Consider the following 25,221-nt stretch of genomic DNA (forward strand, 5'->3'; position numbering starts at 1 on the left):
GTCAGTCGTCCATCAATTGATCTTCCAGGCGTTCGATTTCCTGGTGCATTTTGTCGAGAAACTGCATCTTGCGCACGCTGTCCGCGGCCCCGTCCAAGGCGCCCTGCTCCAGGCGCTCTTTAAACTCCCGCACCAGCTGATCCCAGTCGGCCTTCACCCGTCGCTCCAAGGAGGCCAAGGCATCCTCTGGGTCGACGGCGGCGCGGACCGCCTCCAGCCCTTCACGCAACTCCATCTGCTCCATGAGAAAAGAAGGATCCATGGCGCGGCTGGACTCCGGGCCCAGCTCCACACCCTGCAGGTGCAGCAGGTAGACGGCGCGCTTAAGCGGAGATTTGAGGGTGGCCAACGCATCGTTGAGGTGCGCGGTGCGCTGCACCGCCTGCAACTGTTCGGCTTCCCCGGCATGGGCAAAGCGGTCCGGGTGCACCTCACGCTGCAGCGCCCGGTAACGGTTGCTCAGGCGCTCGAGGTCAACGTCAAACCCCGGCGTCAGGTCGAAGAGCGAGAAGTAATCCTGAGCGGTGTCCATGGGGCGATCAGACGCTGAAGCTTTCACCGCAGCCGCATTCGCTGCGTGCGTTGGGGTTATTGAACTTGAAGCCCTCGTTGAGCCCTTCCTTTACGAAATCCAGCTCGGTGCCGTCCAGGTAGACCAGACTCTTGGGATCGATGATCACCTTGACCCCGTCCATTTCGTAAACCTTGTCCTCGGGCGCGACTTCATCGGCGAATTCCAGCACGTAGCCCATTCCCGAACACCCGGTGGTGCGCACCGCCAGACGAATACCGGCGCCCTTGCCCCGATTTTCCAGGAACTTGCTGACATGCCGCACGGCCGCCTCTGTCATGGTGATAGCCATATCTAACCCTTACTCGGTAGAGCGCGCCCGTGGTGGGCGCGCCTGTTGTTGCTCTGCCTGTGTCAGCCCTGCTTCTTTCGGTAATCTTCGATCGCAGCCTTGATGGCGTCTTCGGCCAGCACCGAGCAGTGGATTTTCACCGGCGGCAGTGCCAGCTCCTCTGAAATCTGGGTGTTTTTCAGGGCGGACGCTTCATCCAGCGTCATTCCCTTGACCCACTCCGTTACCAGCGAACTGGAGGCGATCGCCGAGCCGCAGCCGTAGGTCTTGAACTTGGCGTCTTCGATCACACCCTCGTCACTGACCTTGATCTGCAGGCGCATCACGTCGCCGCAGGCGGGGGCGCCGACCATACCGGTGCCCACATGGCTGTCGCCCTCATCCATCTTACCGACGTTACGCGGATTTTCGTAATGGTCGAGTACTTCTTCACTGTATGCCATGATATTTTCCTCCGTGCGCCCTAGTGGTGGGCCCACTCAACTTTGTCCAGATCCACGCCGTCCTTGTACATATCCCACAGGGGCGAGAGTTCCCGCAGCTTACCTACGGCGTTTTGAATCTTGTCGATCACAAAATCGATCTCTTCCTCGGTGGTAAAGCGGCCGATGCTAAAGCGGATCGAGCTGTGCGCCAGCTCGTCGTTCATCCCCAGGGCCCGCAGCACGTAGGAGGGCTCCAGGCTCGCCGAGGTGCAGGCGGAGCCGGAAGAGACAGCCAGGTCCTTGAGCGACATCAGCAGGGATTCGCCTTCCACGAAGTTGAAACTGATATTGATGTTGCCGGCCACCCGCTGATCCAGATCGCCGTTGACGTAAACCTCTTCCATGGACTTGACGCCGTCCCAGAGGCGGTTGCGCAAGGCAAGGATACGCTTGTTCTCTTCATGCATCTCCGCCTTGGCAATGGCGAAAGCCTCGCCCATGCCGACAATCTGGTGGGTAGGCAGGGTGCCCGAACGCATGCCGCGCTCATGGCCGCCACCGTGGGTCTGCGCCTCGATCCGCACCCGCGGCTTACGCCGTACGTAGAGCGCACCGATGCCCTTAGGGCCGTAAATCTTGTGGGCGGAGAAGGACATCAGGTCGACCTTGAAGCGCTCCAGGTCGATATTGAGCTTGCCCGCGCTCTGGGCTGCATCGACGTGGAACAGCACCTTGTTGGCACGGGTGATCTCGCCGATCGCCTCAATGTCATTGATGGTGCCGATCTCGTTGTTCACGTGCATGATCGAGACGAGGATGGTGTCTTCACGCAGCGCCGACTTCACCAATTCAGGGGTGATCAGGCCATTGGACTCAGGCTCCAGGTAGGTCACCTCGAAACCTTCCCGCTCCAGCTGCCGGCAGGTGTCCAGCACCGCCTTATGCTCGATCTTGGAGGTCACGATGTGCTTGCCCTTCTTGCTGTAGAAGTGCGCCACCCCTTTGATCGCCAGGTTGTCAGACTCGGTGGCGCCGCTGGTCCAGACGATCTCGCGAGGGTCACAGTTCACCAGGTCGGCGACCTGACGGCGGGCGTTCTCTACTGCCTCCTCGGCTTTCCAGCCGAACAGGTGGGAGCGCGACGCCGGGTTGCCGAAGTTGCCCTCCATGGTCAGGCACTGGGCCATCTTCTCTGCCACCCGCGGATCAACCGGGGTTGTCGCTGAATAATCCAGATAAATCGGCAACTTCATCTCTTTTCTCCGCTTAGTCCCAAGACGCTCAACCGACCGCCTCGATGGACTCCATCTGTATGGTGTTCAAGTGGGCACGATCCTGACGCTGGGAGACCTCCTGCACATCTTTCCGGGCCACCAGGTCCGCCAGGCTGATCTTGCTGAGAAAGCTGTGAATCTGCTCGCTCAGGTCGCACCACAGGTAATGGGTCAGACAGGCTTCGCCGTCGAGACAATCACCGGCGCTGTTACAGCCCGTGGCATCCACCGATTCGTTGACAGCGTCAATAACCTCGACCACGAAAATGCTCTCTTTCGCGCGGCTAAGCTGGTAACCGCCGCCCGGCCCTCGGACGCTCTTGACCAGACTGTTACGCCGCAGTTTGGCAAACAGCTGCTCCAGATAAGAGAGAGAAATCTTCTGGCGCGCCGAGATATCGGCCAGACTGATGGGGCCTCGCCCTTCGTGCAATGCCAAGTCCAGCATTGCGGTGACAGCGTAACGCCCTTTGGTTGTTAAGCGCATCGTTCGATTCCACGTGTTGGTTCAGGGTGGCGGTATTATGCGATACCCGACAAAAACAGTCAACTATATGCCATAGTGTTTTTGTCGGAATTGTGCGTGAAGATCCGGGAAGGAAGAAGAACCAACGGCAGGGGCGAAAAATATAACAAAGCCCCTGCAAGAAACCAACCGTTACGGTCGGTCAGCCACCTTTCCTTAGCCCTTCCTCCGTATCGTCCGAGCTACCCTCTGCCGTCAGCGGCCGCTCCTCCTCCACCGCGACGAAATCCTCGGGGTTCAGTTCCGGCAAGCGTTCGGCGCAGTAATCCGACCCCATCTCTGCCATGGCCTTGCACATACCGTCAATGCGGGTATCCACCTCGTGCATATGGTCCAGTAGCGTCCGGATCGCGTGGGCCACCGGGTCCGGCAGTTCGCTGGTCACACCGTAGGCATCAAAACCGATTTTCTCCGCCATTTCCTGACGCTGCTGTTCCTTATAAGAGTCCTCGCTGGAGGTGCGTTTCACGATGCGACCCGGAATGCCGACCACGGTCGCGCCCTCGGGCACTTCCTTGGTCACCACGGCATTAGAGCCGATGCGGGCGTTGCGCCCCACCGTGAAGGGTCCGAGAATCTTGGCCCCGGCCCCCACCACCACGCCATCGCTGAGGGTGGGGTGGCGCTTGCCCTTTTGCCAGGTGGTCCCGCCGAGCGTGACGCCGTGGTAAAGGGTGACGTCATCACCGATTTCCGCGGTTTCACCGATCACCACCCCCATGCCGTGATCGATAAAAAAACGCCGCCCGATGCGCGCGCCGGGATGGATTTCGATACCCGTGAGCCAGCGCGACAGGGTGGAGATGGTCCGAGCCAGCCACTTGAAGCCCGCTCCCCAGATACGGTGGGCCAGGCGGTGCAACAGAAGCGCGTGCAGCCCCGGGTAGTTGGTCAACACCTCGAAAGCGTTGCGGGCGGCCGGGTCGCGGTCAAATACGGAGCCGATGTCTTCACGTAAGCGATCAAACATGCCGGTTCAGTCCTGTGGCTGGGTAAGTTTTTCGGTGGCGCTCAAAATCCCCCGAAGAATGTTCGTCTCCACCCGGTCGGGGTGGCTGCGCAGGTAAAGGCGGCGCAGCCGGGTCATCAGCTGACGTGGATTGTCCGGATCCAGAAAATCAATGGCCACCAGGGTGCGTTCCAGGTGCTCAAACAACCGCTGCAACTCCTCCGCCGAGGCCAGCTCGATATCCCATTCGGTTCCCCAGCGGTTATCCGGCGCGGCGCCTTTCTCCTGCCCCAGCACCGCCATGCGCAGCTCGTAGCACAGCACCTGCACCGCCGCAGCCAGGTTGAGGGAGCTGAACTCGGGGTCGGCGGGAATATGCACGTGCTTGTGGCAGCGGTGCAACTCCTCGTTGGTCAGGCCCCGGTCCTCACGCCCGAACACCAGCGCCACCTCGAGCTGCTCGCGTCCGGACAACCACTCGCTGGCCAGTTCCCGAGGGTCCAGTACCGGCCAGGGGATGTGGCGGCCGCGGGCGCTGGCACCGACCACGTAGTTACAGCCCTCCAGCGCCTCATCCAGGGTCGGCACCACCTGCGCCCGCTCCAGTATTTCGGTCGCGCCCGAGGCCCGCGCCGTGGCTTTCTCATCGGGAAAGGCCTTGGGATCCACCAGCACCAGACGGGAGAACCCCATGTTCTTCATCGCCCGCGCAACCCCCCCGATATTGCCGGGGTGAGACGTATTGACCAGCACGATGCGCACGCGCTCAAACATTCAAAGGCCCTCTACATTGGAAAACCGGCAATTCTACCAGATCTGCCGGGAATCGGGCAGGAGACGGGAACGAGCAAAAGCTTAGGAGGCCCTCTTTAACTTTGGTATACTGCCCGTTTGACCTCCACCCAGCAGATACAGCGACAATCCATCCATGCAACCCACCCTAAATATCGCCCTCAGGGCCGCCCGCATCGCCGGCGAACAGATCGTCCGCGCCATTGAACGCCTGGATATCATCAAGTCCGAACAACAGGACGTCCACGAATTTCTGATCGACGCCGCTGTCAGCGCCGAGAAAACGGCCGCCTACAACATCCACAAGGCCAACCCCCAACACCGGGTCAACGGCCGCCACGGCGGCCCGATCAAAGGCCAGGACGAAGAAGGCAACATCGAGTGGCTGGTCGACCCCATCGATGGCATCGCCAACTTCCGGCACGGGCTGCCCAATTTCGCCCTGACCCTGGTGTGCCAGCAGAAGGGACGCGCCGAGCACGTGGTGGTGCTCAACCCGGTCACCGGTGAAGAGTTTACCGCCAGTCGCGGACGAGGGGCCCAGCTCAATGGCAAGCGCATTCGCGTCAGTCCCGCCAAGAGCCTGAAGGACACCCTGATCGCCAGCAACTTTCTCAGCCAGCAGGGCGAACGCCCGGAGCTGCAGAGCCAGCTCGAAATGCTCAAGCACATCAGCCTCAACAACGCCCGTCAGCAGGATATCGGCAGCCCCGCGCTGGCGCTGGCCTACCTCGCTGCCGGTCGTTATGACGGCGCGATCATGCAGGGCCTGGACCGCTGGCAGCTGGATCCGGGGATGCTGCTGATCCAGGAGTCGGGCGGTCTGATGGGCGATCTCAAGGGAGGCACCCAGATTCAGCAGAGCGGCGACCTCGCCGCCGGCAACCCCAAGCTGTTCAAGCAGCTGCTGCAGGTCATTCACCCCGCCCTGCGCTAAGCCCGCTTGGGATCAAGCCATTCACTCCCAGATGAATGGCCAATAAAGAACCCCGCTTTTCGGGGTTCTTTGGTTTGGGGCGCTGCCGGCAACGCTCCCAGTTCGGGGTCCCGGGAGGGCCGGGGCTTGCTCCTGTCAGGTGAGTCCCGCGGCCTTCAACAGGGTAATGGCGGCGCTGGTAAAAAACAGCGAGCCGACCGTGGTGATGACGATAATATTGGCTGCCAGCGCGGCGTTGCCCCCCATCGCCCGGACCATGACGTAACTGGCGGCAGCGGTGGGCGCGCAGGCCATCAGCAGCAGCACGCCAAGCTCGAGTCCGCGCAGGCCGACCAGGATACCGGCCAGGGTCAGCGTGACCGGAAGCAGCAGCAGCTTAAAGCCCGACGCAAGCAGCGCGTTGCCCAGGTTATGGCGCAGCGCACCGAAATTCAGACTGGCACCGGTGCACAGCAACGCCAGCGGCAGCGTCATCTGGGCGAAGTATTCGCCGCTGCGAATCAGCAGCGGCGGCAGTTCGATCTGGTACCAGCTCACCGGCAACGCCAGCATAATTCCGACAATCAGCGGATTGCCGGCGATCCCCTTCAACGTGCCGGTCAGCCCGGCATCGCGGTTGAGCCAGCGGCTCAGGGTGACCACCGACAGCACGTTGAAGAGGATCGTCACCAGCGCCAGGTACAGCGACGCAGCCACCAACCCGTCGTTGCCGTAGGCGTTGACGCAATAGGCCAGTCCGATAATTCCCATGTTGGAGCGGAACCCGCCCTGGACCACGACGCCGCGCTCCTCCGCCGGAAACACCCAGCGCCGGCTCACCGCTTCCAAAACCACGAACATCAGCAGGGTCCCGCCCAAACCGATACCAAGCATCTGCGCACTGGCGGCCTGGTCGATACTGGTCTGGCTGATGCTGATAAAGAGTAACGACGGGAGGGTGATGTTGAACACCAGCTTGGAGCCGATATCGACAAAGTTGTCGTTGATCAACCCGGTACGGCTCAGGATAAAGCCGAGGGACAGCAGCACCAGGATCGGGCCGGTAACACTGAACGAGTAAACAAGGGTGCTGAGAAAGCTTTCCATCACGGGTCTCGGTTGGATGTGAGGCGATGCAGTCTAGCGAGATCGGTGATCAGTGGATAGGTTTGCCCTTTCAAGATAGCGAGCGGGCGCTGGCGCTCTCCACACCCGCCACAGCTTGCCCTGCTTTTTTAACAGCCGCCCTCAAAATTGAGGCATTCATGGCCCCGCATTGGCCTCAGCGGCACAGCCCCCCTAGTCTAAAGAGACAAGGCCAGTACAACCCAACAAATGAGCCCAGAAGAATGCCGCCAGCCGGCACCCGGGCGACGCGCTGAAACAGGAGTGGGCAGATGTTCGAAACCGCCGAGCTGGGCCGCACCCTGGCCCCCGATGAGTACAAACAGCGGGTTCCGCGCCTGCGCGAAGAGCTGCTCGCGGCTCAGCGCGAACTGCGGGCCGCCCGCCGGTTCCCGGTCATCGTCCTCTTTGCCGGCGTCGACGGCGCCGGCAAGGGGGAGATCTGCAACCTGCTCAACGAGTGGACCGACCCCCGCTGGCTGGTCACCAACGCCTACGGGCCGCCCAGCCAGGAGGAGCGCGAGCGCCCCACCTACTGGCGCTACTGGCGGGACCTGCCGCCCAAGGGGCAGATCGGCCTGTTCCTCAGCGCCTGGTATTCCCGCCCCATCCTGGCGCGGGTCTACGGCGAAACCGGGCTGGCCCAGTTCGACGAGGAGCTGAACCGCATCATGAACATGGAGCAGGCGCTGGCCGACGACGGCGCGCTGATCCTGAAATTCTGGCTGCACCTGGATAAGCAATCACAACAGACCCGCTTTAAAACCCTGGAGCAGGACCCACTCAACAGCTGGCAGGTCACCGACAGAGACTGGAAGCACTGGCGCCTCTACGACGCCTTCATCGCCACCGCCGAACACTGCATTCGCCGCACCAGCACCGGAGACGCGCCCTGGAGCCTGATCGAGGGCACCGATATTCGCTACAGCGCCACTGCCGTGGCCACCCGCATTCGCGACGCCATCGTCCGTCACCTGCAAACCTTCGAGCGGCGAAAAACGGACCTCGCCGCCCCTCCCCTCCCGGCGAAAAAGGGTACCTCCGGCAACAACGGCGAGAACGGAAAAGCCCTGCGCAAGCGGGCCCGCAAGGTGGACCGCCCCGACTTTCCCACGGTGCTCTCTGCCTTGGACAGCAACTTGAGACTCGACAAGGAGCGTTATCGGAACGACCTCAAGCGTCTGCACAAGGAGGTTAATCAACTCTACCGCGAGGCCGAGCGCCAGGGGATCGCCAGCGTCCTGGTCTTCGAGGGCTGGGACGCGGCCGGCAAGGGGGGGGCCATTCGCCGCCTCACCCGCGCCCTGGAGGCCCGCTTATACAAGGTCATTCCCATCGCCGCCCCCACCGACGAGGAGCGGGCCCACCACTACCTGTGGCGCTTCTGGCGTCACCTGCCGCGCGCCGGCCACCTGTCGATCTTCGATCGGAGCTGGTACGGGCGAGTGCTGGTTGAGCGCGTCGAAGGTTTCAGCCGTCAAAGCGACTGGATGCGCGCCTACCATGAGATCAACGATTTCGAGGAGCAGCTGGTGGAGCGGGGCCTCATCCTGGTGAAATACTGGCTGGATATCACCCCCGAGGAGCAACTGGCCCGTTTCGACGCCCGGGCCGAGACCCCCCACAAGCGCTGGAAGCTCACCGACGAAGACTGGCGCAACCGGGAGAAGTGGGCCGATTACGAGCGCGCCGTGCACGATATGGTCGAGCGCACCAGCTCCCACGTCGCCCCCTGGACCCTGGTGGAAGCCAACAACAAGCGTTACGCCCGAATCAAGGTGCTGGAGACCTTTCGCGACCAGCTCAAAGCGCGCCTCGACCAACAGCAGTCCGCCCCGCGAGCAGCGCTGGCGAGCGCCGAGGCGGAGACCGCCACTGCCCCAACCGATTCGGACTAAGCTTTCTAGGGCAGGCTGTTTGGGATCCGGCCTGCCAGCGACAGCCTGATTCAAACATCGACTCACGCTACTCGTACCACTCATCCAACTTAGGGGAGCCCAGCAATGGACACTACGAACCCCCGACCCAAGCAGGCGGGCTCACTGCTCTCTCCAGACGATCCACGTGCCTTTACCCTGATCAACCCCACCGCCGTCGCGCCGCTGCTGCTGGTGTGTGACCATGCCTCCAACTACATTCCGCCCCACCTCAACCACCTGGGGCTGCCCCCCAGCCTGCGTGAAGACCATATCGCCTGGGACCGCGGCGCCGCCGACCTGGTGCAGCTGCTTTCGGACCGGCTCGAATGCCGGGCGGTACTGGCCAACTACTCGCGCCTGTTGATCGACGTCAACCGGGACCCGAAGCTAAACGAACCCTCGCTGATTCCCGAGGTGAGCGACAACCACCCCATTCCCGGCAACCAGGGACTCACACCCGAGGAGCGACGGCAACGGGTGCTGCGGATATCCGACCCCTACCACCACGAGATCGAGCGCCAGCTACTGGCCCTGGGGGCATTTGTCAAAGCCCCGATGATCTTCTCCATTCACACCTTCACCCCGGCCATGCGCGGCGGCCAGCCGCGCCCCTGGCACGCCGGCATGCTCTGGAACCAGGACCCGCGCATCGCCAAACCACTGATGGCCCACCTGCGTCGCCACGAGCATCTGATGATCGGCGATAACGAGCCCTACTCGGGGCGCGAATTCGCCTACACCATCGACCGCCACGGCCATGCCCAGGGACTCCCCAACTGCGCCATCGAGATCCGCCAGGACCTGCTGGAGAGCCACGAGGCCTGCCTCTGGTGGGCCGACAAACTGAGCGACGGCCTGCAGGAAATAATGAAACACGCCGATGTCTTCCAGGTTCGCTTCTATCCCGACCAGACCGAGCAGGCGGTCTGAGCGGGGTGGCGGCGGCGTCCATGGGCGATAGCAACTTTACCCTGGGTATCGAGGAGGAGTACCTGCTGGTTAACCGGGCCTCGCGGCAGCTCGCTGCCGATCCCCCCGAGGCCCTGTTCAAGGCCTGCGCCAAGGCCCTGCCCAACATGGTGACCCACGAGTTCCTCCGCGCCCAGATCGAGGTGGGCACCAAGGTCTGCCACAGCGTGCAGGAAGCGCGGGAGAACCTGGCCCACCTGCGCACCACCCTGGCCGAAATCGCCGACGGTTACGGACTGGCAATCATCGCCGCCTCCAGCCACCCCTCCGCATTCTGGATCGAGCAGCAGCACACTCAGGCCGAGCGCTACGACAACCTGGCCGAGGACCTGCAAGGCGTGGTGCGCCGACTGCTGACCTGCGGCATGCACGTGCATGTCGGTATCGCCGACAACGACCTGCGCATCGACCTGATGAATCAGGTGGTTTACTTCCTGCCTCACTTGCTGGCCCTGAGCACCTCCTCCCCGTTCTGGGGCGGTGACGACACCGGGCTCAAGTCCTACCGGCTCTCCGTGTTCAACGAGCTGCCGCGCACCGGGCTGCCGGACACCTTCCACAGCTACGCCGAGTACCAGCGGCACGTGGATGTACTGGTCCGCACGGGGTTGATCAAGGACGCCTCCATGCTCTGGTGGGACGTGCGCCCCTCCAATCACTTCCCGACCCTGGAGATGCGGATCACCGACGTCTGCACCCGGCTGGACGACGCCATCTGCATCGCGGCGCTCTATCTGAGCACCCTGAAAATGCTCTACCAGCTGCGCCAGGACAACCAGCGCTGGCGCCAGTACTCCCCCATGCTGATCCAGGAGAACCGCTGGCGGGCCCAGCGCTACGGCATCGACGAGGGCATGATCGACTTCGGAGAGAGTAAAAAAGAAGCCTACAAGGAGCTGCTGGAGGAGTGGCTGACCCTGCTTACCGGGTCGGCCCGCGAGCTGGGCTGCCTCAAGGAGATACGACACGCCCGCCGGATTCTGCGCCGCGGCACCAGCGCCGACGCCCAGCGACGGGTTTACCGCCAGGCCCAGTCGCGCTCGGGCTCCCACGACGAGGGGATGCGCAAAGTGGTGGACTGGCTGATGAAAGAGACCCTGCGCGTGTAGCCCCCCCCCCCGCTGTAAAAACATTGTAAAACCGAAAAAGCCAGCAACCATCGGCCCCCGAGCGCTGTCCAACCCATATAAGGGGCGTTTATCCCGCTATAAGTTGCGGATTTGCCTGAAAAAAGCCAACTACAATAAAAAGGTGGCGCGACCAGGCCCGGGAGACGCCAGGTCGGAAATGGAGCTTTCCAATCAGCCCCGGCCTTATGAGCTTTAAAGGTGATTGATTATGAATATATTCAGCAACTATCAGAATCGATACGAAGCGACTCAGGAGGAGGAACTGAGTCTCCAGGAGTATCTGGAGCTCTGCAAGCAAGACCCGAGTGTCTATGCCAGCGCCGCTGAGCGGATGCTGGCCGCGATTGGCGAACCCGAACTGGTGGACACCGCCCGCGACCCCAGGATGAGCCGTATCTTTTCTAATAAGCTGATCAAGCGCTACCCCTCCTTCAAGGAGTTCTACGGCATGGAGGAGTGCATCGAGCAGATCGTCTCCTACTTCAGGCACGCCGCCCAGGGACTGGAGGAGAAAAAACAGATCCTGTACCTGCTGGGGCCTGTGGGCGGCGGTAAATCCTCCCTGGCCGAACGGCTCAAGGAGCTGATGGAGCGGATTCCCTTTTATGCCATCAAGGGCTCGCCGGTCAACGAATCACCCCTGGGGCTGTTCAACCCGGAGGAGGACGCCACCATCCTGCAGGAGGAGTACGGCATTCCCCGCCGCTACCTCAGCGGCGTCATGTCCCCCTGGGCGGTCAAACGCCTGCACGAGTTCAAGGGCGACATCAGCAAGTTCCGGGTGGTGAAGCTGTACCCCTCGATCCTGGACCAGATTGCCGTGGCCAAAACCGAGCCCGGCGACGAAAACAACCAGGACATCTCCTCCCTGGTGGGTAAGGTGGATATCCGCATGCTGGAGGATTTCGCCCAGCACGACCCCGACGCCTACAGCTTCTCCGGGGGACTGTGCAAAGCCAACCAGGGTATCCTGGAATTCGTGGAGATGTTCAAGGCGCCCATCAAGGTGCTACACCCGCTGCTGACCGCTACCCAGGAAGGTAACTACAACAGCACCGAGGGAATGGGCTCGATCCCCTTCGAGGGGGTGATACTGGCCCACTCCAACGAGTCGGAATGGCAGACCTTCAAGAACAACAAGACCAACGAAGCCTTCATCGACCGGGTCTACATCGTCAAGGTGCCCTACTGCACCCGGGTTTCCGAGGAGATCCGGATCTACGAGAAGCTGCTGGAGCACAGCTCCCTGAACGAGTCCCCCTGCGCCCCGGACACCCTCAAGATGCTGGCCCAGTTTACCGTGCTGTCGCGGATGAAAGAGCCGGAAAACTCCAGCCTCTACTCCAAGATGCGGGTTTACGACGGCGAGAACCTGAAGGACACCGATCCCAAGGCCAAGTCGATCCAGGAGTACAAGGACAACGCTGGGGTCAACGAGGGGATGGACGGCCTCTCCACCCGCTTCGCCTTCAAGATCCTCTCCAAGGTGTTCAACTTCGACCCCTCGGAGGTGGCCGCCAACCCGGTGCACCTGCTCTACGTGCTCGAGAAGGAGGTGGAGCAGCAGCAGTTCCCACAGGAGCTGCAGGACAAGTACATCCGCTTTATCAAGGAGTTCCTGGCGCCCAAGTATATCGAGTTCCTGGGTAAGGAGATCCAGACCGCGTACCTGGAGTCCTACTCCGAATACGGCCAGAACATTTTCGATCGCTACGTGACCTACGCCGACTTCTGGATCCAGGACCAGGAATACCGTGACCCCGAGACCGGCGATATTCTGGACCGCACCGCCATCAACGAAGAGCTGGAGAAGATCGAGAAGCCGGCGGGGATCAGTAACCCCAAGGACTTCCGCCACGAGATCGTCAACTTCGTACTGCGGGCCCGGGCCAACAACAACGGCAAGAACCCCTCGTGGCTCAGCTACGAGAAGATGCGCTCGGTGATCGAGAAGAAGATGTTCTCCAACACCGAGGACCTGTTGCCGGTGATCTCGTTCAACGCCAAGGCCTCCTCCGAAGACAAGAACAAGCACGAGGAGTTCGTCAAGCGGATGATCGAACGCGGTTACACTGAAAAGCAGGTACGCCTGCTCTCAGAGTGGTACATACGCGTACGTAAGTCCCAGTAAGCGAAGGTCCCGATAAGCGACTCAGGAGTTACCCGATGAGCTATATCATCGACCGACGCCTCAACGGCAAGAACAAGAGTTCGGTGAACCGGCAGCGGTTTCTGCGCCGTTACCGCAACCACATCAAAAAGGCGGTATCGGACGCGGTCAAGCAGCGCAGCATCACCGACCTTGAGAGCGGCTCGGAAATCACCATTCCCAGCCGCGACCTCTCCGAGCCTGTGTTTCACCACGGGCCCGGCGGGGTGAATACCCGGGTCTTTCCCGGCAACAAGGAGTTTGTGCCCGGCGACGAGATCCAGCGACCCCGGGGGGGCGGCGCCGGCGGCGGTGGCGGCAAGGCCAGCAACAGCGGCGAGGGCGAGGACGAGTTTGTCTTCCAGATCGATCGCGACGAGTTCCTGGAGTTTCTCTTCGAGGACCTCGAGCTGCCCCACATGGTCAAGAAACAGCTCGCCGACAGCAGCGACTACAAGACGGTGCAGGCGGGCTTTACCAACCAGGGCAACCCCGAACGGCTCAATATCGTGCGCTCCCTGCGCGGCGCCCATGCCCGGCGCATCGCCCTCTCGGGCAGCAGCCGGCGCCAGATCAAGGCCTTGGAACGGGAAAAGGCGGAGCTGCTCGAGCAGCCCGCCGACGACGCCCGGGACATCCGCCTGGCCGATATCGACGAGGAGCTGGAGCTGTTGCGGGCCAAGGTCAGCCGCATGCCCTTCCTGGACACCTTTGACCTCAAGTTCAACAACCTGATCAAGACTCCGGTGCCCAGCTCCAAGGCGGTCATGTTCTGTGTGATGGACGTCTCGGGATCCATGACCCAGAGCATCAAGGACATGGCCAAGCGCTTTTTCCTGCTGCTATACATGTTCCTCAAACGCGCCTACAAGCGCATCGACGTGGTGTTTATCCGCCACCACACCCAGGCCAAGGAGGTCGACGAGGAGGAGTTTTTCTACTCCCGGGAGACCGGCGGCACCATCGTTTCCAGCGCCATCGCCCTGACCGCCGAGGTTATCGAGGCGCGCTACCCCCCGGGGGACTGGAACATCTACGTGGCCCAGGCCTCCGATGGCGACAACTGGGATGGCGATTCCGACGCCTGCCGGGACCTACTGCTGGAGCGGATCATGCCCAAGGTGCAGTACTTTTCCTACGTGGAGATCACCACCGGAGAGCACCAGAACCTCTGGTTCGAATACGAACGGGTGCGTGAAGCCTTTCCGGATGTGTTCGCCATGGAGAAGATCGAAACCGTCGGGGATATCTACCCCGTGTTCCGCGAACTCTTCTCCCGCCGCGAACAACGGACGGGGTAGTGCACTGAAGATGACCGCGACCCTTTACCTGGCGCTGTCACCTGGCTGTTCCCCCGCGGTACGGCCGGGGTCCTGGGGAGGGGTTCTCCCCCGGGCGAGGCGCCCGCTTCATACCCAGGAGGTACGATGAATCAACCGATCTCCACAGGCTCGGAGTGGACCTTCGAGCTTCTGGAAGCTTACGATCAAGCCATCGCCAAGGAGGCGGAAAGGTTCAAACTCGACACCTATCCCAACCAGATCGAGGTGATCACCTCCGAGCAGATGATGGATGCCTATTCCTCGGTGGGCATGCCCCTCAACTACCACCACTGGTCCTTCGGCAAGCAGTTCGTCAATACGCAACAGAATTACCGGCGCGGCCACATGGGCCTGGCCTACGAGATCGTCATCAACTCCTCGCCGAGCATCGCCTACCTGATGGAGGAGAACACCATGACCATGCAGGCGCTGGTCATCGCCCACGCCTGTTACGGCCACAACTCCTTTTTCAAGGGCAACTACCTGTTCCGCACCTGGACCAACGCCAGCGCCATCATCGACTACCTGCTCTTCGCCAAGCACTACATCGCCGAATGCGAAGAGCGCTACGGTATCGACGAAGTGGAGAAGCTGCTGGACTCCTGCCACGCGCTGATGAATTACGGCGTCAACCGCTACAAGCGACCACACCCGATCTCCGCCGAGGAAGAGCGTAAGCGGCAGAAAAAGCGCAGCGAAATCCTGCAGCAGCAGGTCAACGCCCTCTGGGACACCATTCCCAAGAAGCATGCAGATGAGGACGAGACCCGTCCCAAGTACCCCCGCTACCCCAAGGAGCCGGAGGAGAACATCCTCTACTTCATGGAGAAAAATGCCCCCCTGCTGGAGCCTTGGCAACGGGAAGTGATCCGCATCGTGCGAAAAATCGCCCAGTACTTCTATCCCCAGAAACAGACCCAGGTGATGAACGAGGGCTGGGCTTCGTTCTGGCACTACACCCTGTTACACGCCCTCTACGAGAAAAACCTGGTCACCGACGGGTTCATGATGGAGTTCCTCCACTCCCACTCCAGCGTCATCTACCAGCCCCCCTACGACAGCCCCTACTACAGCGGCATCAATCCCTATACCCTGGGCTACAACATGTACCAGGACATCAAGCGCATCTGCGAAAACCCCACCGACGAGGACCGGGAGTGGTTTCCGGAGATCGCCGGGGCCGACTGGCTGGATACGCTCCACGAAGCGATGCGCAACTACAAGGACGAGAGCTTTATTCAGCAGTTCCTGTCACCAAGGCTAATGCGCGAGCTGCACCTGTTCACCGTTCTGGATGATGAGAAACGCAGCAACCTGGTGGTCTCGGCGATTCACGACGAGAGCGGCTACCGGGAAGTGCGGCGCAACCTGGCCGAGCAGTACAACCTGGGTACCCGCGAGCCCAACATTCAGGTCTACAGCGTCAACGTACGCGGAGACCGCTCACTGACCCTGCGCCACTTCCAGCACAATGACCGCCCCCTTGGGGAAAGCACCGAGGAGATGTTGCGCCACGTGCACAGGCTTTGGGGGTTTGATGTGCGCCTGGAGTCGGTCAAGGGAGATGAGGTAGTGAAGACTTTCCACTGCCCGCCCCGACCAGAAAGCCCGGGAATTGCTCACTAGCCCCTCGTTCATACAGCCCGCCTGAAAATTGGCCATAAACGCCGGGGCTGCGGTAGAAACAGGCACCCACGACCGGCGCCCTCGGGGCGCCGGTCGCCGGCTCAGGACTCCATCCCCGGTTCTCCCACCATCTCCTCGTAGGCATGGGACGGCTGCAGCCTGACCGGGGTATTTTTCAGAAACTCGAACTGCTGCTTGGCTTCTCGGTAACTGTGAAAGCACAGGGGCTCGGCGGAGTCCCGCCGTTCAATGGTGTAGCCCGTGCCGTGAATCACCGCCTCGGCGGTATAAATATCCCCCTCGTTGGAGAGAATATTGATCGCCGAAACCCGTCCCTGCTGAGCCTCTTCGGTAAAATCGCTGTATTTCATGGGCCGCCTCCTGGCCTGCCAAATGGATAGGCATGCGCCAAGGCCGATAGAGCCTTTACCTCGGCGGCCCATTAGACCCCGTTGTTGTCCCGCAGTTTCCTTTCCAGGGCCGTACAGAGCGCGTGCAGGTAATGAATATCCTCAGCCTCCATCCTCACCAGCCGCGCCTGAACCCAGCCCCGCAGGTTGCTCTGCGCAGGCTGTTCCAGCAGATCCATCAGCGCCTCCACCCGCCCCTTGAGCGCCTGCAGTTGTCCCGCCGGATTCTTAGCCGGCTTTGACGCCGCCGCCCCGGGACTCAGCCCGGACAAGCAATAGGCGTAGAGCATCACCGCCTGTGCCAAGTTGAGCGAGGGGTAGCTGACCGCCAGGGGAATCGAGGTAAGCAGATCGCAGCGGTCGAGCTCGGCATTGGACAGGCCTCGGTCCTCGCGGCCGAACAGCAACGCCACCCGCCCTGCCGTAGCGGCCTTTTCTCGCAGCAGCTCAGCAAGCGCCTCCGGCGGGTGGAGCTGACGCAGCCGCCCCCGGGGTTTGGCGCTGGTGCCGATCACCAGGTCCCGGTCCGCCAGGGCCGCTTCCAGGGTCGGAAAGGTCTCGATATTATCCAGCAGATCCGCGGATCCGTGGGCCAGCCAGCGCGCCTCCGGGGCCTGCTGGACCGCGCTGTTGACGACCCGCGGCGGACCAAACCCCATGGTCTTCAGGGCGCGGCAGGCGGCACCGGCATTCTCCGGTACCTGGGGTTCGAAAAGAATAAAACTCAAGTCCATGGTGCGTTACGCGCTCACCGTCATCGTTACGGGGAAGCGCACTATAGCACGCACCGTCGTGATACCGACCTGCACAACCTGAGCCTTCATCTATACTTGGCCTTAACTGACCAGAGCAGTAGGTCTTAAGTGCAGTCCAAACTTCCCGGGGCGAAAGCCCCACCGAGAAGGGGATGTGGGATGAAGCCAGTTCATGGCGGGCTGTTATTTTTGGCGGCAGGGGCCAGCCCGCCCCTGCTCGCCGCCTGGGAGGTCAACCTGCCCATCGGGGTGACCGCGATCAGCCGCTCGGTTCACGACCTGCATATGCTGATCTTCTGGGTCTGCGTGGCCATTGGGGTGGTCCTGTTTGGCATCATGGGCTGGGCCCTGGTCAGGCACCGCAAATCCAAGGGCTTCAAACCACACAAGTTTCACGAACACCCGGGGCTGGAAGTACTCTGGACCCTGATCCCCGCCGCCATCCTGGTGTTTATGGCCATCCCCTCCGCCGCCACCCTGATCGAGATGTACGACCGCGACGAAGGCGATTTGACCGTACGCATCACCGGCTACCAGTGGAAGTGGCGCTACACCTACCTTGACGAAGAGATCGACTTCTTCAGCAACCTCAGCACCCCCCAGAACCAGATCAACAACCTGACGGAGAAGGGCGACAACTACCTGCTGGAGGTGGACCGTCCGCTGGTGATTCCAGCCGGCAAGAAAGTCCGCTTTCTGCTCACCGCCAATGACGTGATCCACTCCTGGTGGGTGCCCGCCCTGGCGGTGAAGAAGGACGCCATTCCCGGCTTTATCAACGAAGCCTGGACCCGGGTGGACGAACCGGGAATCTACCGCGGCCAGTGCACGGAGCTTTGCGGCCGCCTGCACGGTTTCATGCCGGTGGTGGTAGAGGTCAAACCCGAGGCCGAGTACCAGCAGTGGGTGGCCGCGACCCGCGCCGAGGCTGAAGCCGCCAAGAGCGCCGCCCAGGCCAAAGACTGGACCCTGGCCGAGCTGATGGCGCGGGGCGAAACCGTCTACCAGCAAAGCTGCAGCGCCTGCCACCAGGCCGGGGGCGAAGGGGTACCCAACGTCTTCCCCGCCCTCAAGGGCAGCGCGGTGGTCACCGGCCCGATCGCGGAGCACATCGAGGTTGTCGCGTTCGGCAAGACCAACACCGCCATGCAGGCTTTTGCCGACCAGCTCGGCGCAGTGGATCTGGCGGCGGTCATCACCTATGAGCGCAACGCCTGGGGTAACGACAGCGGCGACCGGGTGACCCCGGCGCAGATCAACCAGGCCTTGGGTAAGGAGTAAATCATGACCACCGCCACCACTGCCGAGGGTTCCCAAGCGGCGCACCACGGACCGGCACCGGGGCTAAGCCGCTGGCTGTTCACCACCAACCACAAGGACATCGGCACCCTCTACCTGGTGTTCAGTCTAAGCCTGTTCATGGTGGGCGGGGTCATGGCCCTGCTGATCCGGGCCGAGCTGTTTCAGCCGGGACTGCAGCTGGTGCAGCCGGAGTTCTTCAACCAGATGACCACCATGCACGGACTGATCATGGTGTTCGGCGCAGTCATGCCCGCCTTCGTGGGCCTGGCCAACTGGCAGGTTCCGCTGATGATCGGCGCCCCCGACATGGCGCTGCCGCGGCTCAACAACTGGAGTTTCTGGATCCTGCCCTTCGCCTTCGCCCTGATGATCTCCACCCTGTTCATGGAGGGCGGGGCACCCAACTTCGGCTGGACCTTCTACGCCCCCCTCTCCACCACCTACGCGCCCCCCAGCGTCACCTACTTTATCTTCGCGGTGCACATGATGGGGATCAGCTCCATCATGGGGGCGATCAACATCATCGCCACCATTCTCAACATGCGGGCACCGGGAATGACCCTGATGAAAATGCCCCTGTTCGTCTGGAACTGGCTGATCACGGCCTTCCTGCTGATCGCGGTGATGCCGGTGCTGGCCGGAGTGGTCACCATGATGCTCCTGGATGTGCATTTCGGCACCAGCTTCTTCAACGCCGCCGGCGGCGGCGACCCGGTGCTGTTCCAGCACATCTTCTGGTTCTTCGGTCACCCCGAGGTCTACATCATGATCCTGCCGGCCTTCGGCATCATCTCCCAGATCATTCCCACCTTCGCCCGCAAGCGGGTGTTCGGCTACGCCTCCATGGTCTACGCCACCGCCGCCATCGCCGTGCTCTCCTTTATCGTCTGGGCCCACCACATGTTCACCGTGGGCCTGCCGCTGGTCGGTGAACTGTTCTTCATGTTCACCACCATGCTGATAGCCGTCCCCACGGGGGTGAAGATATTCAACTGGGTCGCCACCCTCTTTCGCGGCTCCATGACCTTCGAGACCCCCATGCTCTTTGCCCTGGCCTTCGTGGTGCTGTTCACCATCGGCGGTTTCTCCGGGCTGATGCTGGCGATTGCACCGGCCGACTTCCAGTACCACGACACCTATTTCGTGGTGGCCCACTTTCACTACGTGCTGGTTCCCGGGGCGATCTTCTCGATTATCGCCGCCACCTACTACTGGCTGCCCAAGTGGACCGGGCGGATGTACAACGAAACCATGGGCAAGGTGCACTTCTGGCTCTCCTTTATCGGCGTCAACCTGACCTTTTTCCCCATGCACTTTATCGGCCTGGCCGGCATGCCCCGGCGAATTCCCGACTACGCCCTGCAGTTTGCCGATTTCAACATGGTCGCCAGCCTCGGCGCCTTCTTGTTCGGCTTCTCCCAGCTGCTGCTGATTTACAACATCGTCCGCTGCGTGCGCGACGGCCGCGGCGCCCCGGCCCGCCCCTGGGACGGGGCCGAGGGGCTGGAGTGGGAACTGCCTTCCCCGGCCCCCTACCACACTCACCAGACCCCGCCGCGGGTGGACTGAGTCGTGGCCGGGGCCCAGAACCGCCGGCTGATTACCGGGCTTGTGGCCGGCTCCGTGGCCATGTTCGGGTTCGGCTTCGCCCTGGTCCCGCTCTATGACGTTTTCTGTCGCATCACCGGTCTCAACGGCAAGGTTGAGCAGGGCCGGGAGCGGGTCGAGTTCATTGATGCCGGGCGTACGGTCAAGGTGCAGCTAATCTCCTCGGGCAGCCCCGGGCTGCGGGCCTCCCTGCGCCCCGAAGTTCCCACTTTTCAGCTCCACCCGGGGCAGCTGCAGGAGACCGCGTTTGTAGTTCACAACCGCTCCGAAGAGGACCGAGTGATCCGGGCGGTGCCCAGCGTGGCGCCGGCCGAGGCAGTCGAATTTCTGAACAAAATCCAGTGCTTCTGCTTCGAGGAGCAGGCCGTCGCGGCGGGAGAAGAGCGCCGCATGCCGCTGGCGTTCACCGTTTCACCGCGGCTTCCCGAGCACCTGCACACCCTGACCCTGTCCTACACCCTGTACGACATTACCCCCTCAAAAGAGACGGGAGCGGCGCTATGACCACCCAGACCTATTACGTGCCCAGCGACAGCCGCTGGCCGATTATTGCCTCCCTGGCCCTCTTCCTGATGGCGTTCGGAGCCGGCAGCCTGATCAACGGACTGGGCCGGGAGGGCACCAGTCCCGGGCTTTACCTGCTGCTGGCCGGCGCGCTGGTGATGGTGGTGGTGCTGTTCGGGTGGTTCGCCCATGTGGTGAGCGAGAGCCGGCTGGGACTCTACAGCGCGCAGATGGACCGTTCCTTTCGCTGGGGCATGGGCTGGTTCATCTTTTCGGAGGTCATGTTCTTCGCCGCCTTCTTCGGCGCCCTGTTCTATGTCCGTGTTTTGGCCGTGCCCTGGCTGGGCGGTGAAGGAGAAAAAGGGATCAGCAACCAGCTCTGGCAGGGCTTCGAAGCCCACTGGCCGCTCCTGTCGCCGCCCGACAGCGCGCAGTTTCCAGGTCCCCGCGCGGTCATCAGCCCGTGGCAGATCCCCCTGGTCAACACCCTGCTGCTGATCAGCTCCAGCTTTACCGCCACCCTGGGCCTCGGTGCCCTGCAGGAGGCGCGGCGCAGCCGCGCGGCGGCATGGCTAGGCATCACCATCGCCCTGGGGCTGGTGTTTCTCTCCCTGCAGCTCTACGAGTACCACGAGGCCTATACAAAGCTGGGACTCACCCTCCACGCGGGCATCTACGGCGCCACCTTCTTCATACTCACAGGATTCCATGGCCTGCATGTCACCCTGGGCACCCTGATGCTGATCATCGTCACCCTGCGGCTGCTCAAGGGCCACTTTGACGCCCAGAACCACTTCGGCTTGGAAGCGGTGATCTGGTACTGGCACTTTGTGGATGTGGTCTGGGTGGGGCTGTTTCTGTTCGTTTACATCCTTTAAACGCCTGCCAGCCAGGGCGCCCGGTAGGCCAACTGACCGCTGAGAAGCCCAATGATGACCAGCGCCACCAGCAGGGCGCAGAAAAGAACCCGCAGCATCAGAGAGCGGTAGAGCGAACGGCCGCCACCCCGCAACATGAAAACGAGACCGCCGCCCAAGGAGACAAGGGCGGCGGCAAAAAGCAACAACAGTAGGACGGTGAAGGACATGGCCGAGCACCTTAACGGGTCAGTTTTCAGTAAAGCCCAAGGCCGGTCGCTCTACAAGTTGACGCCCCTGCTCCTGGCGGCGCTGTTCATCCCCCTCTGCCTGTTTCTGGCCGGGTGGCAGTGGCAGAAAGCCGAGCGCAAAAGCGCCCTTGGCAAAGCGCCCACGCACTATCTGCAAACACTCCCGCCTTCTCCCCTGCCCCTGGAAGGCGCTTACCGGCTCATGGGCACCCCCCATCAGAAGTGGTCGCTGCTACTGGATAACCGCACCCGGGACGGGCGGGCGGGTTACGAGGTCCTTGTTCCCTTCACCACCGCGCAAGGCCCCGCGCTGCTGATCAATCTGGGCTGGGTGGCCGCACCGGCCATCCGCGATCACCTGCCCCAACTGCCGACGCTGCCGACCGCTGCACAGCTCCAGGGGCGCCTGTTGCCCCTTCCGACCCCGCCGACCCTGGGTTCACCCCGATGGAGTCCCGGCTGGCCCAAGCGGGTACAGACGCTGGACATCGAGGCCCTGCGTCTGGAGACCGGACTTGACCTTCTGCCACGGCAACTGCGCCTCGACAGGTCCCTTGCCCCGGGCTTTGACACCCGCTGGCCGCCTCCACGCATGACCCCGGCGCGGCACCAGGGATATGCCCTGCAGTGGGCACTGCTGGCCTTGGCATTAACAATAATGAGTGTTTATTACGCGATGACCTTGAGGCACAACCATGAGCGCCGTTAAACGCCATCTACCCCTACTTGCGATCCTGCTTTTTTCGGCGGGGCCGCTGATGCTGGCCTGGTCCCTGGTCAGCAGTCACTGGTGGCTGCCGCAAGACACCAGTAATCGCGGCGAACTGGCCCCGCCAGGGCGACAGCTGAGCGCGTGGCAGTTGCACCAGCCCGATGGCCAGCCCTTCGAGCCGGACGGCCGCTGGCAACTGCTGCTGTGGCAACCGGAGGGCTGTGCCTCAGGATGTCAGAACTGGCTGGACCGCCTGGACCGGGTTCAACGTGCCCTGGGCCGAGAGCGCCACCGCGTGGCCTACCAACTGATCCTGCCCCAACCCGAGCCCCAGCTAAACAGCCTGCAACCGGGGGCCGGGGCGTCCCTTCCTTCCCAGCCGCAAGTCTATCTGAGCGACCCCCTTGGCAACCTGGTGCTGCACTACCCGCTAAAGAGCGATCCCCGGGCCATCCTTAAAGACCTCAAAAAGCTGCTGCGCGCCTCCCGCATCGGTTAACGCAAGCGACGGTCGGGCGATTAAGCGCTTTTACCTCGTGACCCGAGGCGTTACCCTTGTCCACTTTTTCAGCAGGTGGTCATCACATTGAACGCGCGCACACAGGGGTTACTGCTGGGGTTCACTGCCTACGGCATGTGGGGTTTTTTCCCGCTGTTCTTCAAACTGATCGCCACGGTAGACGCCGACCAGGTGCTGCTTCAGCGGGTGGTCTGGTCCTGCCTCTTCGTCGCCGCCCTGCTGGGTTTATCCGGTCGCTGGCAGGGCGTTCGCGACGTCCTTAAAGACCGTAGCTGCCTGGGCTGGCTAGTGGTTTCCGCGCTGCTGATCTCGACCAACTGGCTGGTCTTTATCTGGGCCGTGGCCCAACAGCAGGTTCTCTCCACCAGCCTCGGGTATTTCCTGACCCCACTGATCAGCGTGCTGCTGGCCCGACTCTTTCTCGGCGAGCGCCTCTCCGCTTACGCCCTGGTCGCGGTTTCACTGGCCCTGCTGGCCGTGGTTTGGCAGATCCTCGCCGTGGGGCGCCTGCCCTGGATCTCCCTGGCCCTGGCCCTGTCATTTGGCATTTATGGTCTGGTACGCAAACGAGCGCCGGTGGACACCCTCAGCGGGCTTTTTATTGAAACCATGCTGATGCTACCCCTGGCCCTGCTCTACTGGGGCTGGCTGGCGGGAAACGGTCTGAGCCAGTTTACTCAACAGGGTGTGGGCACCACCGCCCTGTTGATAGGGTCGGGGGTCATCACCGCCCTGCCCCTGCTCGCCTTCGCGGCCGCGGCCAAGCGGCTCACCCTGACGGCGGTGGGCTTTATGATGTACATCAATCCGAGCCTGCAGTTCGTCACCGCGGTCTGGTTGTTCGGGGAACCGCTACATAGCCACCAGCTGGTGGCCTTCGGGTTGATCTGGATTGCTCTGGGGGTGTTTACCGCCGGTGCCTGGCGAGCCACCCGGCACCGGACGTTGGCTGCGGACTAGCGCAGGCCCGAGGTGGAGGCGGACAGGGGCGCCCGCCCGTTAAGACCGGCCACCTGGCTCAGCGGCCCGCGCCAGGAGGCAATTTCGGCGCGCAGTTTTTCCTGGTCCTCGCGCTCTTCGGCAAGTGAAAGATAACGCTGTTCAATTTCGCGGTAACGACTGGCAATCTCCTCCGGCGACATGACATGCACTTCGGCCCGCCAGAGCAGGAACTTAATATCAAAGGCCAGCCGGTCAGATAGGCGTGAATAACCCATGCCCAAGCTCCTTTTGTGTTCATACCCCTTCCTTAGACTGGAGTATGGTCAGAGCCCGGCCACAACGACATTGGATAAATTCCTATTTTTTGAACACTTCACTCAGGTATTGACCTCGCTCACGGGAACCGGCTCGCGCCGGCGCAGTTGCTGGAGCAGCAGCCCCGTCAGAATCAGCCCCAGCCCCCACAGGGTCGAGGGCAAAATCGGCTCACCCAGCAGAAAGTAGATAAACACCAGGGAGAGGAAGGGCGAGATAAAAATCAGGTTGGAAATCCGGGCGGTACTCTCGGTATAACGCATGGCATTGAGCCAGAGCACGAAGCTCAGCCCCATCTCAAAGACACCCACGTAAACCGCCCCGGGAAGGCCGGCCAGGCTCAAACCGCTAAACTCCCCCTGCCAAAAACAATAAAGCGCCACCAGCGGCACCCCGAAACTGAAATTAAGAAACAGCCCCTGCACCGGGTCGCGCTGGTCGCGGGCATTGAGTATCCAGTACAGAGCCCAGAGCACCGTGCTGGCCAGGGCAAGCGCCACCCCCTGGCCGTTGGCGAACTCCAGCGTCAGCAACTCGCCGCGGGTGGAGATCACCAGCACCCCCAGGTAACAGACCAGCGCCGCGGCCAGCTCCTGCAGCCGCAAACGATGGCCGAGCAGCGGCACCGCCAGCAGCGCCATGGTCAGCGCCCAGGTGTAATTGATGGCCTGGGCTTCCTGAGCCGGCAACAGCGCATAGGCCTGGAACAGCACTAAGTAGTATGCACAGGGGTTGATGGCGCCGAACACGAGAGACGCGAGACAGTCCGAACGGGACACGCTCAGCACCCGCACCAGCTCCCCTTTTAACGCCAGCATCCCCCCCAGCAACAGCCAGGAAACCAGGGCAGCGAAAAACAGCAGCTGGGCCGGGCTCAGGTGCGCCAGGCTCAGCTTGAAGGCGGTGGCAACCGTGGACCAGCAGAGAACGGCTGCTAATCCAAACAGATAGGCTTTACTTTGACGGCTCATGGCGTTTAGCTTTGGGGCAGTGGGCTTTCCGGCACGGTAAATAAGTTTGACGCGCCCGGCAAGCTGTAAAGAAGCCTTCAAAGACCCCG

27 protein-coding genes are annotated in these 25,221 nt (G+C 62.0%); 14 read left to right on the top strand and 13 right to left on the bottom strand.

Going from position 1 to position 25,221, the window contains the following annotated elements; all coding sequences use genetic code 11:
* Window position 1: 1 nt before the first annotated feature.
* The 7 genes from hscB to trmJ form a co-directional block, all read right to left on the bottom strand.
* Window positions 2-532: a co-chaperone HscB gene (hscB, locus tag JGZ97_RS04605; RefSeq protein ID WP_207061433.1), complete on the bottom strand. Its 531-nt coding sequence runs from the start codon at window positions 530-532 to the stop codon at window positions 2-4.
* Between the two features lie 7 nt (window positions 533-539).
* Complete coding sequence (gene iscA, locus JGZ97_RS04610) at window positions 540-863, bottom strand: iron-sulfur cluster assembly protein IscA (protein ID WP_207061434.1); 324 nt, start codon at window positions 861-863, stop codon at window positions 540-542.
* A 62-nt stretch (window positions 864-925) separates the two neighbouring features.
* Window positions 926-1,306, bottom strand: a complete 381-nt coding sequence (iscU, locus tag JGZ97_RS04615) for a Fe-S cluster assembly scaffold IscU (RefSeq protein ID WP_207061435.1) — start codon at window positions 1,304-1,306, stop codon at window positions 926-928.
* A 20-nt stretch (window positions 1,307-1,326) separates the two neighbouring features.
* The gene (locus JGZ97_RS04620; protein WP_207061436.1) at window positions 1,327-2,541 is read right to left on the bottom strand and encodes an IscS subfamily cysteine desulfurase; all 1,215 of its coding nucleotides are present in this window, start codon (window positions 2,539-2,541) and stop codon (window positions 1,327-1,329) included.
* A gap of 28 nt (window positions 2,542-2,569) precedes the next feature.
* Window positions 2,570-3,049, bottom strand: a complete 480-nt coding sequence (iscR, locus tag JGZ97_RS04625) for a Fe-S cluster assembly transcriptional regulator IscR (protein ID WP_207061437.1) — start codon at window positions 3,047-3,049, stop codon at window positions 2,570-2,572.
* 181 nt (window positions 3,050-3,230) lie between these two features.
* Window positions 3,231-4,058 (bottom strand): serine O-acetyltransferase, encoded by an 828-nt coding sequence (gene cysE / locus JGZ97_RS04630; RefSeq protein WP_207061438.1) that lies wholly within the window; start codon window positions 4,056-4,058, stop codon window positions 3,231-3,233.
* Between the two features lie 6 nt (window positions 4,059-4,064).
* Window positions 4,065-4,811 carry a tRNA (cytosine(32)/uridine(32)-2'-O)-methyltransferase TrmJ gene (gene trmJ, locus JGZ97_RS04635; protein ID WP_207061439.1) on the bottom strand — a complete coding sequence of 249 codons (747 nt, stop codon included), beginning with the start codon at window positions 4,809-4,811 and terminating at the stop codon, window positions 4,065-4,067.
* Between the two features lie 154 nt (window positions 4,812-4,965).
* Here trmJ and JGZ97_RS04640 point away from each other — a divergent pair, with 154 nt between their 5' ends.
* A complete protein-coding gene (locus tag JGZ97_RS04640) occupies window positions 4,966-5,766 on the top strand; it encodes an inositol monophosphatase family protein (protein ID WP_207061440.1) in 801 nt (266 codons plus the stop codon).
* Window positions 5,767-5,901: 135 nt separating this feature from the next.
* Here JGZ97_RS04640 and JGZ97_RS04645 read toward each other — a convergent pair whose 3' ends face one another.
* Window positions 5,902-6,852 carry an AEC family transporter gene (locus JGZ97_RS04645; RefSeq protein WP_207061441.1) on the bottom strand — a complete coding sequence of 317 codons (951 nt, stop codon included), beginning with the start codon at window positions 6,850-6,852 and terminating at the stop codon, window positions 5,902-5,904.
* A gap of 290 nt (window positions 6,853-7,142) precedes the next feature.
* On the opposite strand from JGZ97_RS04645, the gene pap reads away from it, so the two are divergent.
* From pap to JGZ97_RS04675, 6 genes are all read left to right on the top strand, one after another.
* Entirely contained in the window at window positions 7,143-8,768 is a 1,626-nt protein-coding gene (gene pap, locus JGZ97_RS04650) for a polyphosphate:AMP phosphotransferase (protein WP_207061442.1), read from the top strand.
* Window positions 8,769-8,873: 105 nt separating this feature from the next.
* Window positions 8,874-9,719, top strand: coding sequence for an N-formylglutamate amidohydrolase (locus JGZ97_RS04655; RefSeq protein ID WP_207061443.1), 846 nt, complete (start codon window positions 8,874-8,876; stop codon window positions 9,717-9,719).
* 20 nt (window positions 9,720-9,739) lie between these two features.
* On the top strand, window positions 9,740-10,867 hold the full coding sequence (locus tag JGZ97_RS04660) for a carboxylate-amine ligase (protein ID WP_207061444.1): 1,128 nt from the start codon (window positions 9,740-9,742) through the stop codon (window positions 10,865-10,867).
* 229 nt (window positions 10,868-11,096) lie between these two features.
* The gene (locus JGZ97_RS04665) at window positions 11,097-13,019 is read left to right on the top strand and encodes a PrkA family serine protein kinase (protein ID WP_207061445.1); all 1,923 of its coding nucleotides are present in this window, start codon (window positions 11,097-11,099) and stop codon (window positions 13,017-13,019) included.
* 35 nt (window positions 13,020-13,054) lie between these two features.
* Complete coding sequence (locus JGZ97_RS04670) at window positions 13,055-14,338, top strand: YeaH/YhbH family protein (protein ID WP_207061446.1); 1,284 nt, start codon at window positions 13,055-13,057, stop codon at window positions 14,336-14,338.
* Between the two features lie 126 nt (window positions 14,339-14,464).
* On the top strand, window positions 14,465-15,985 hold the full coding sequence (locus JGZ97_RS04675; protein WP_207061447.1) for a SpoVR family protein: 1,521 nt from the start codon (window positions 14,465-14,467) through the stop codon (window positions 15,983-15,985).
* 101 nt (window positions 15,986-16,086) lie between these two features.
* Here JGZ97_RS04675 and JGZ97_RS04680 read toward each other — a convergent pair whose 3' ends face one another.
* The gene (locus tag JGZ97_RS04680; RefSeq protein WP_207061448.1) at window positions 16,087-16,356 is read right to left on the bottom strand and encodes a DUF6482 family protein; all 270 of its coding nucleotides are present in this window, start codon (window positions 16,354-16,356) and stop codon (window positions 16,087-16,089) included.
* Between the two features lie 71 nt (window positions 16,357-16,427).
* Window positions 16,428-17,129: a tRNA/rRNA methyltransferase gene (locus tag JGZ97_RS04685; protein ID WP_207061449.1), complete on the bottom strand. Its 702-nt coding sequence runs from the start codon at window positions 17,127-17,129 to the stop codon at window positions 16,428-16,430.
* 180 nt (window positions 17,130-17,309) lie between these two features.
* On the opposite strand from JGZ97_RS04685, the gene coxB reads away from it, so the two are divergent.
* Genes coxB through JGZ97_RS04705 form a run of 4 tightly spaced genes read left to right on the top strand, consistent with a single transcriptional unit; the run spans window position 17,310 to window position 21,442 of the window.
* Window positions 17,310-18,431, top strand: coding sequence for a cytochrome c oxidase subunit II (gene coxB / locus JGZ97_RS04690; RefSeq protein ID WP_207061450.1), 1,122 nt, complete (start codon window positions 17,310-17,312; stop codon window positions 18,429-18,431).
* Window positions 18,432-18,434: 3 nt separating this feature from the next.
* Complete coding sequence (gene ctaD, locus JGZ97_RS04695) at window positions 18,435-20,021, top strand: cytochrome c oxidase subunit I (RefSeq protein ID WP_207061451.1); 1,587 nt, start codon at window positions 18,435-18,437, stop codon at window positions 20,019-20,021.
* 3 nt (window positions 20,022-20,024) lie between these two features.
* Entirely contained in the window at window positions 20,025-20,564 is a 540-nt protein-coding gene (locus JGZ97_RS04700; protein ID WP_207061452.1) for a cytochrome c oxidase assembly protein, read from the top strand.
* A complete protein-coding gene (locus JGZ97_RS04705; protein WP_207061453.1) occupies window positions 20,561-21,442 on the top strand; it encodes a cytochrome c oxidase subunit 3 in 882 nt (293 codons plus the stop codon). Before JGZ97_RS04700 ends, JGZ97_RS04705 begins: the two co-directional genes overlap by 4 nt.
* Here the strand turns inward: JGZ97_RS04705 and JGZ97_RS04710 are convergent.
* Window positions 21,439-21,651, bottom strand: a complete 213-nt coding sequence (locus JGZ97_RS04710) for a DUF2909 family protein (protein WP_207061454.1) — start codon at window positions 21,649-21,651, stop codon at window positions 21,439-21,441. The genes JGZ97_RS04705 and JGZ97_RS04710 overlap by 4 nt on opposite strands.
* Between JGZ97_RS04710 and JGZ97_RS04715 the strand changes: the two genes are divergently transcribed.
* The 3 genes from JGZ97_RS04715 to rarD all read left to right on the top strand — a co-directional run bounded on the left by JGZ97_RS04715 (window position 21,650) and on the right by rarD (window position 23,864).
* Window positions 21,650-22,381 (top strand): SURF1 family protein, encoded by a 732-nt coding sequence (locus JGZ97_RS04715; RefSeq protein ID WP_207061455.1) that lies wholly within the window; start codon window positions 21,650-21,652, stop codon window positions 22,379-22,381. The two genes, JGZ97_RS04710 and JGZ97_RS04715, sit on opposite strands and share 2 nt — an antisense overlap.
* On the top strand, window positions 22,368-22,883 hold the full coding sequence (locus JGZ97_RS04720) for a hypothetical protein (RefSeq protein ID WP_207061456.1): 516 nt from the start codon (window positions 22,368-22,370) through the stop codon (window positions 22,881-22,883). Before JGZ97_RS04715 ends, JGZ97_RS04720 begins: the two co-directional genes overlap by 14 nt.
* Before the next feature lie 87 nt (window positions 22,884-22,970).
* Window positions 22,971-23,864, top strand: coding sequence for an EamA family transporter RarD (rarD, locus tag JGZ97_RS04725; protein ID WP_242521539.1), 894 nt, complete (start codon window positions 22,971-22,973; stop codon window positions 23,862-23,864).
* Here the strand turns inward: rarD and JGZ97_RS04730 are convergent.
* The gene (locus JGZ97_RS04730) at window positions 23,861-24,121 is read right to left on the bottom strand and encodes a hypothetical protein (RefSeq protein WP_207061457.1); all 261 of its coding nucleotides are present in this window, start codon (window positions 24,119-24,121) and stop codon (window positions 23,861-23,863) included. The genes rarD and JGZ97_RS04730 overlap by 4 nt on opposite strands.
* A 102-nt stretch (window positions 24,122-24,223) precedes the next feature.
* The gene (locus tag JGZ97_RS04735; RefSeq protein WP_207061458.1) at window positions 24,224-25,132 is read right to left on the bottom strand and encodes a DMT family transporter; all 909 of its coding nucleotides are present in this window, start codon (window positions 25,130-25,132) and stop codon (window positions 24,224-24,226) included.
* Between the last annotated feature and the right edge of the window lie 89 nt (window positions 25,133-25,221).

It is taken from the genome of Motiliproteus sp. SC1-56, assembly GCF_017309075.1.
Taxonomy (GTDB): domain Bacteria; phylum Pseudomonadota; class Gammaproteobacteria; order Pseudomonadales; family Balneatricaceae; genus Motiliproteus.

Excerpts from the sequence above, each read along its gene's own strand:
- hscB (WP_207061433.1), bottom strand. The coding sequence starts at position 532 with ATGGACACCGCTCAGGATTACTTCTCGCTCTTCGACCTGACGCCGGGG.
- iscA (WP_207061434.1), bottom strand. The coding sequence starts at position 863 with ATGGCTATCACCATGACAGAGGCGGCCGTGCGGCATGTCAGCAAGTTC.
- iscU (WP_207061435.1), bottom strand. The coding sequence starts at position 1,306 with ATGGCATACAGTGAAGAAGTACTCGACCATTACGAAAATCCGCGTAAC.
- JGZ97_RS04620 (WP_207061436.1), bottom strand. The coding sequence starts at position 2,541 with ATGAAGTTGCCGATTTATCTGGATTATTCAGCGACAACCCCGGTTGAT.
- iscR (WP_207061437.1), bottom strand. The coding sequence starts at position 3,049 with ATGCGCTTAACAACCAAAGGGCGTTACGCTGTCACCGCAATGCTGGAC.
- cysE (WP_207061438.1), bottom strand. The coding sequence starts at position 4,058 with ATGTTTGATCGCTTACGTGAAGACATCGGCTCCGTATTTGACCGCGAC.
- trmJ (WP_207061439.1), bottom strand. The coding sequence starts at position 4,811 with ATGTTTGAGCGCGTGCGCATCGTGCTGGTCAATACGTCTCACCCCGGC.
- JGZ97_RS04640 (WP_207061440.1), top strand. The coding sequence starts at position 4,966 with ATGCAACCCACCCTAAATATCGCCCTCAGGGCCGCCCGCATCGCCGGC.
- JGZ97_RS04645 (WP_207061441.1), bottom strand. The coding sequence starts at position 6,852 with ATGGAAAGCTTTCTCAGCACCCTTGTTTACTCGTTCAGTGTTACCGGC.
- pap (WP_207061442.1), top strand. The coding sequence starts at position 7,143 with ATGTTCGAAACCGCCGAGCTGGGCCGCACCCTGGCCCCCGATGAGTAC.
- JGZ97_RS04655 (WP_207061443.1), top strand. The coding sequence starts at position 8,874 with ATGGACACTACGAACCCCCGACCCAAGCAGGCGGGCTCACTGCTCTCT.
- JGZ97_RS04660 (WP_207061444.1), top strand. The coding sequence starts at position 9,740 with ATGGGCGATAGCAACTTTACCCTGGGTATCGAGGAGGAGTACCTGCTG.
- JGZ97_RS04665 (WP_207061445.1), top strand. The coding sequence starts at position 11,097 with ATGAATATATTCAGCAACTATCAGAATCGATACGAAGCGACTCAGGAG.
- JGZ97_RS04670 (WP_207061446.1), top strand. The coding sequence starts at position 13,055 with ATGAGCTATATCATCGACCGACGCCTCAACGGCAAGAACAAGAGTTCG.
- JGZ97_RS04675 (WP_207061447.1), top strand. The coding sequence starts at position 14,465 with ATGAATCAACCGATCTCCACAGGCTCGGAGTGGACCTTCGAGCTTCTG.
- JGZ97_RS04680 (WP_207061448.1), bottom strand. The coding sequence starts at position 16,356 with ATGAAATACAGCGATTTTACCGAAGAGGCTCAGCAGGGACGGGTTTCG.
- JGZ97_RS04685 (WP_207061449.1), bottom strand. The coding sequence starts at position 17,129 with ATGGACTTGAGTTTTATTCTTTTCGAACCCCAGGTACCGGAGAATGCC.
- coxB (WP_207061450.1), top strand. The coding sequence starts at position 17,310 with ATGAAGCCAGTTCATGGCGGGCTGTTATTTTTGGCGGCAGGGGCCAGC.
- ctaD (WP_207061451.1), top strand. The coding sequence starts at position 18,435 with ATGACCACCGCCACCACTGCCGAGGGTTCCCAAGCGGCGCACCACGGA.
- JGZ97_RS04705 (WP_207061453.1), top strand. The coding sequence starts at position 20,561 with ATGACCACCCAGACCTATTACGTGCCCAGCGACAGCCGCTGGCCGATT.
- JGZ97_RS04715 (WP_207061455.1), top strand. The coding sequence starts at position 21,650 with ATGGCCGAGCACCTTAACGGGTCAGTTTTCAGTAAAGCCCAAGGCCGG.
- JGZ97_RS04710 (WP_207061454.1), bottom strand. The coding sequence starts at position 21,651 with ATGTCCTTCACCGTCCTACTGTTGTTGCTTTTTGCCGCCGCCCTTGTC.
- JGZ97_RS04720 (WP_207061456.1), top strand. The coding sequence starts at position 22,368 with ATGAGCGCCGTTAAACGCCATCTACCCCTACTTGCGATCCTGCTTTTT.
- JGZ97_RS04730 (WP_207061457.1), bottom strand. The coding sequence starts at position 24,121 with ATGGGTTATTCACGCCTATCTGACCGGCTGGCCTTTGATATTAAGTTC.
- JGZ97_RS04735 (WP_207061458.1), bottom strand. The coding sequence starts at position 25,132 with ATGAGCCGTCAAAGTAAAGCCTATCTGTTTGGATTAGCAGCCGTTCTC.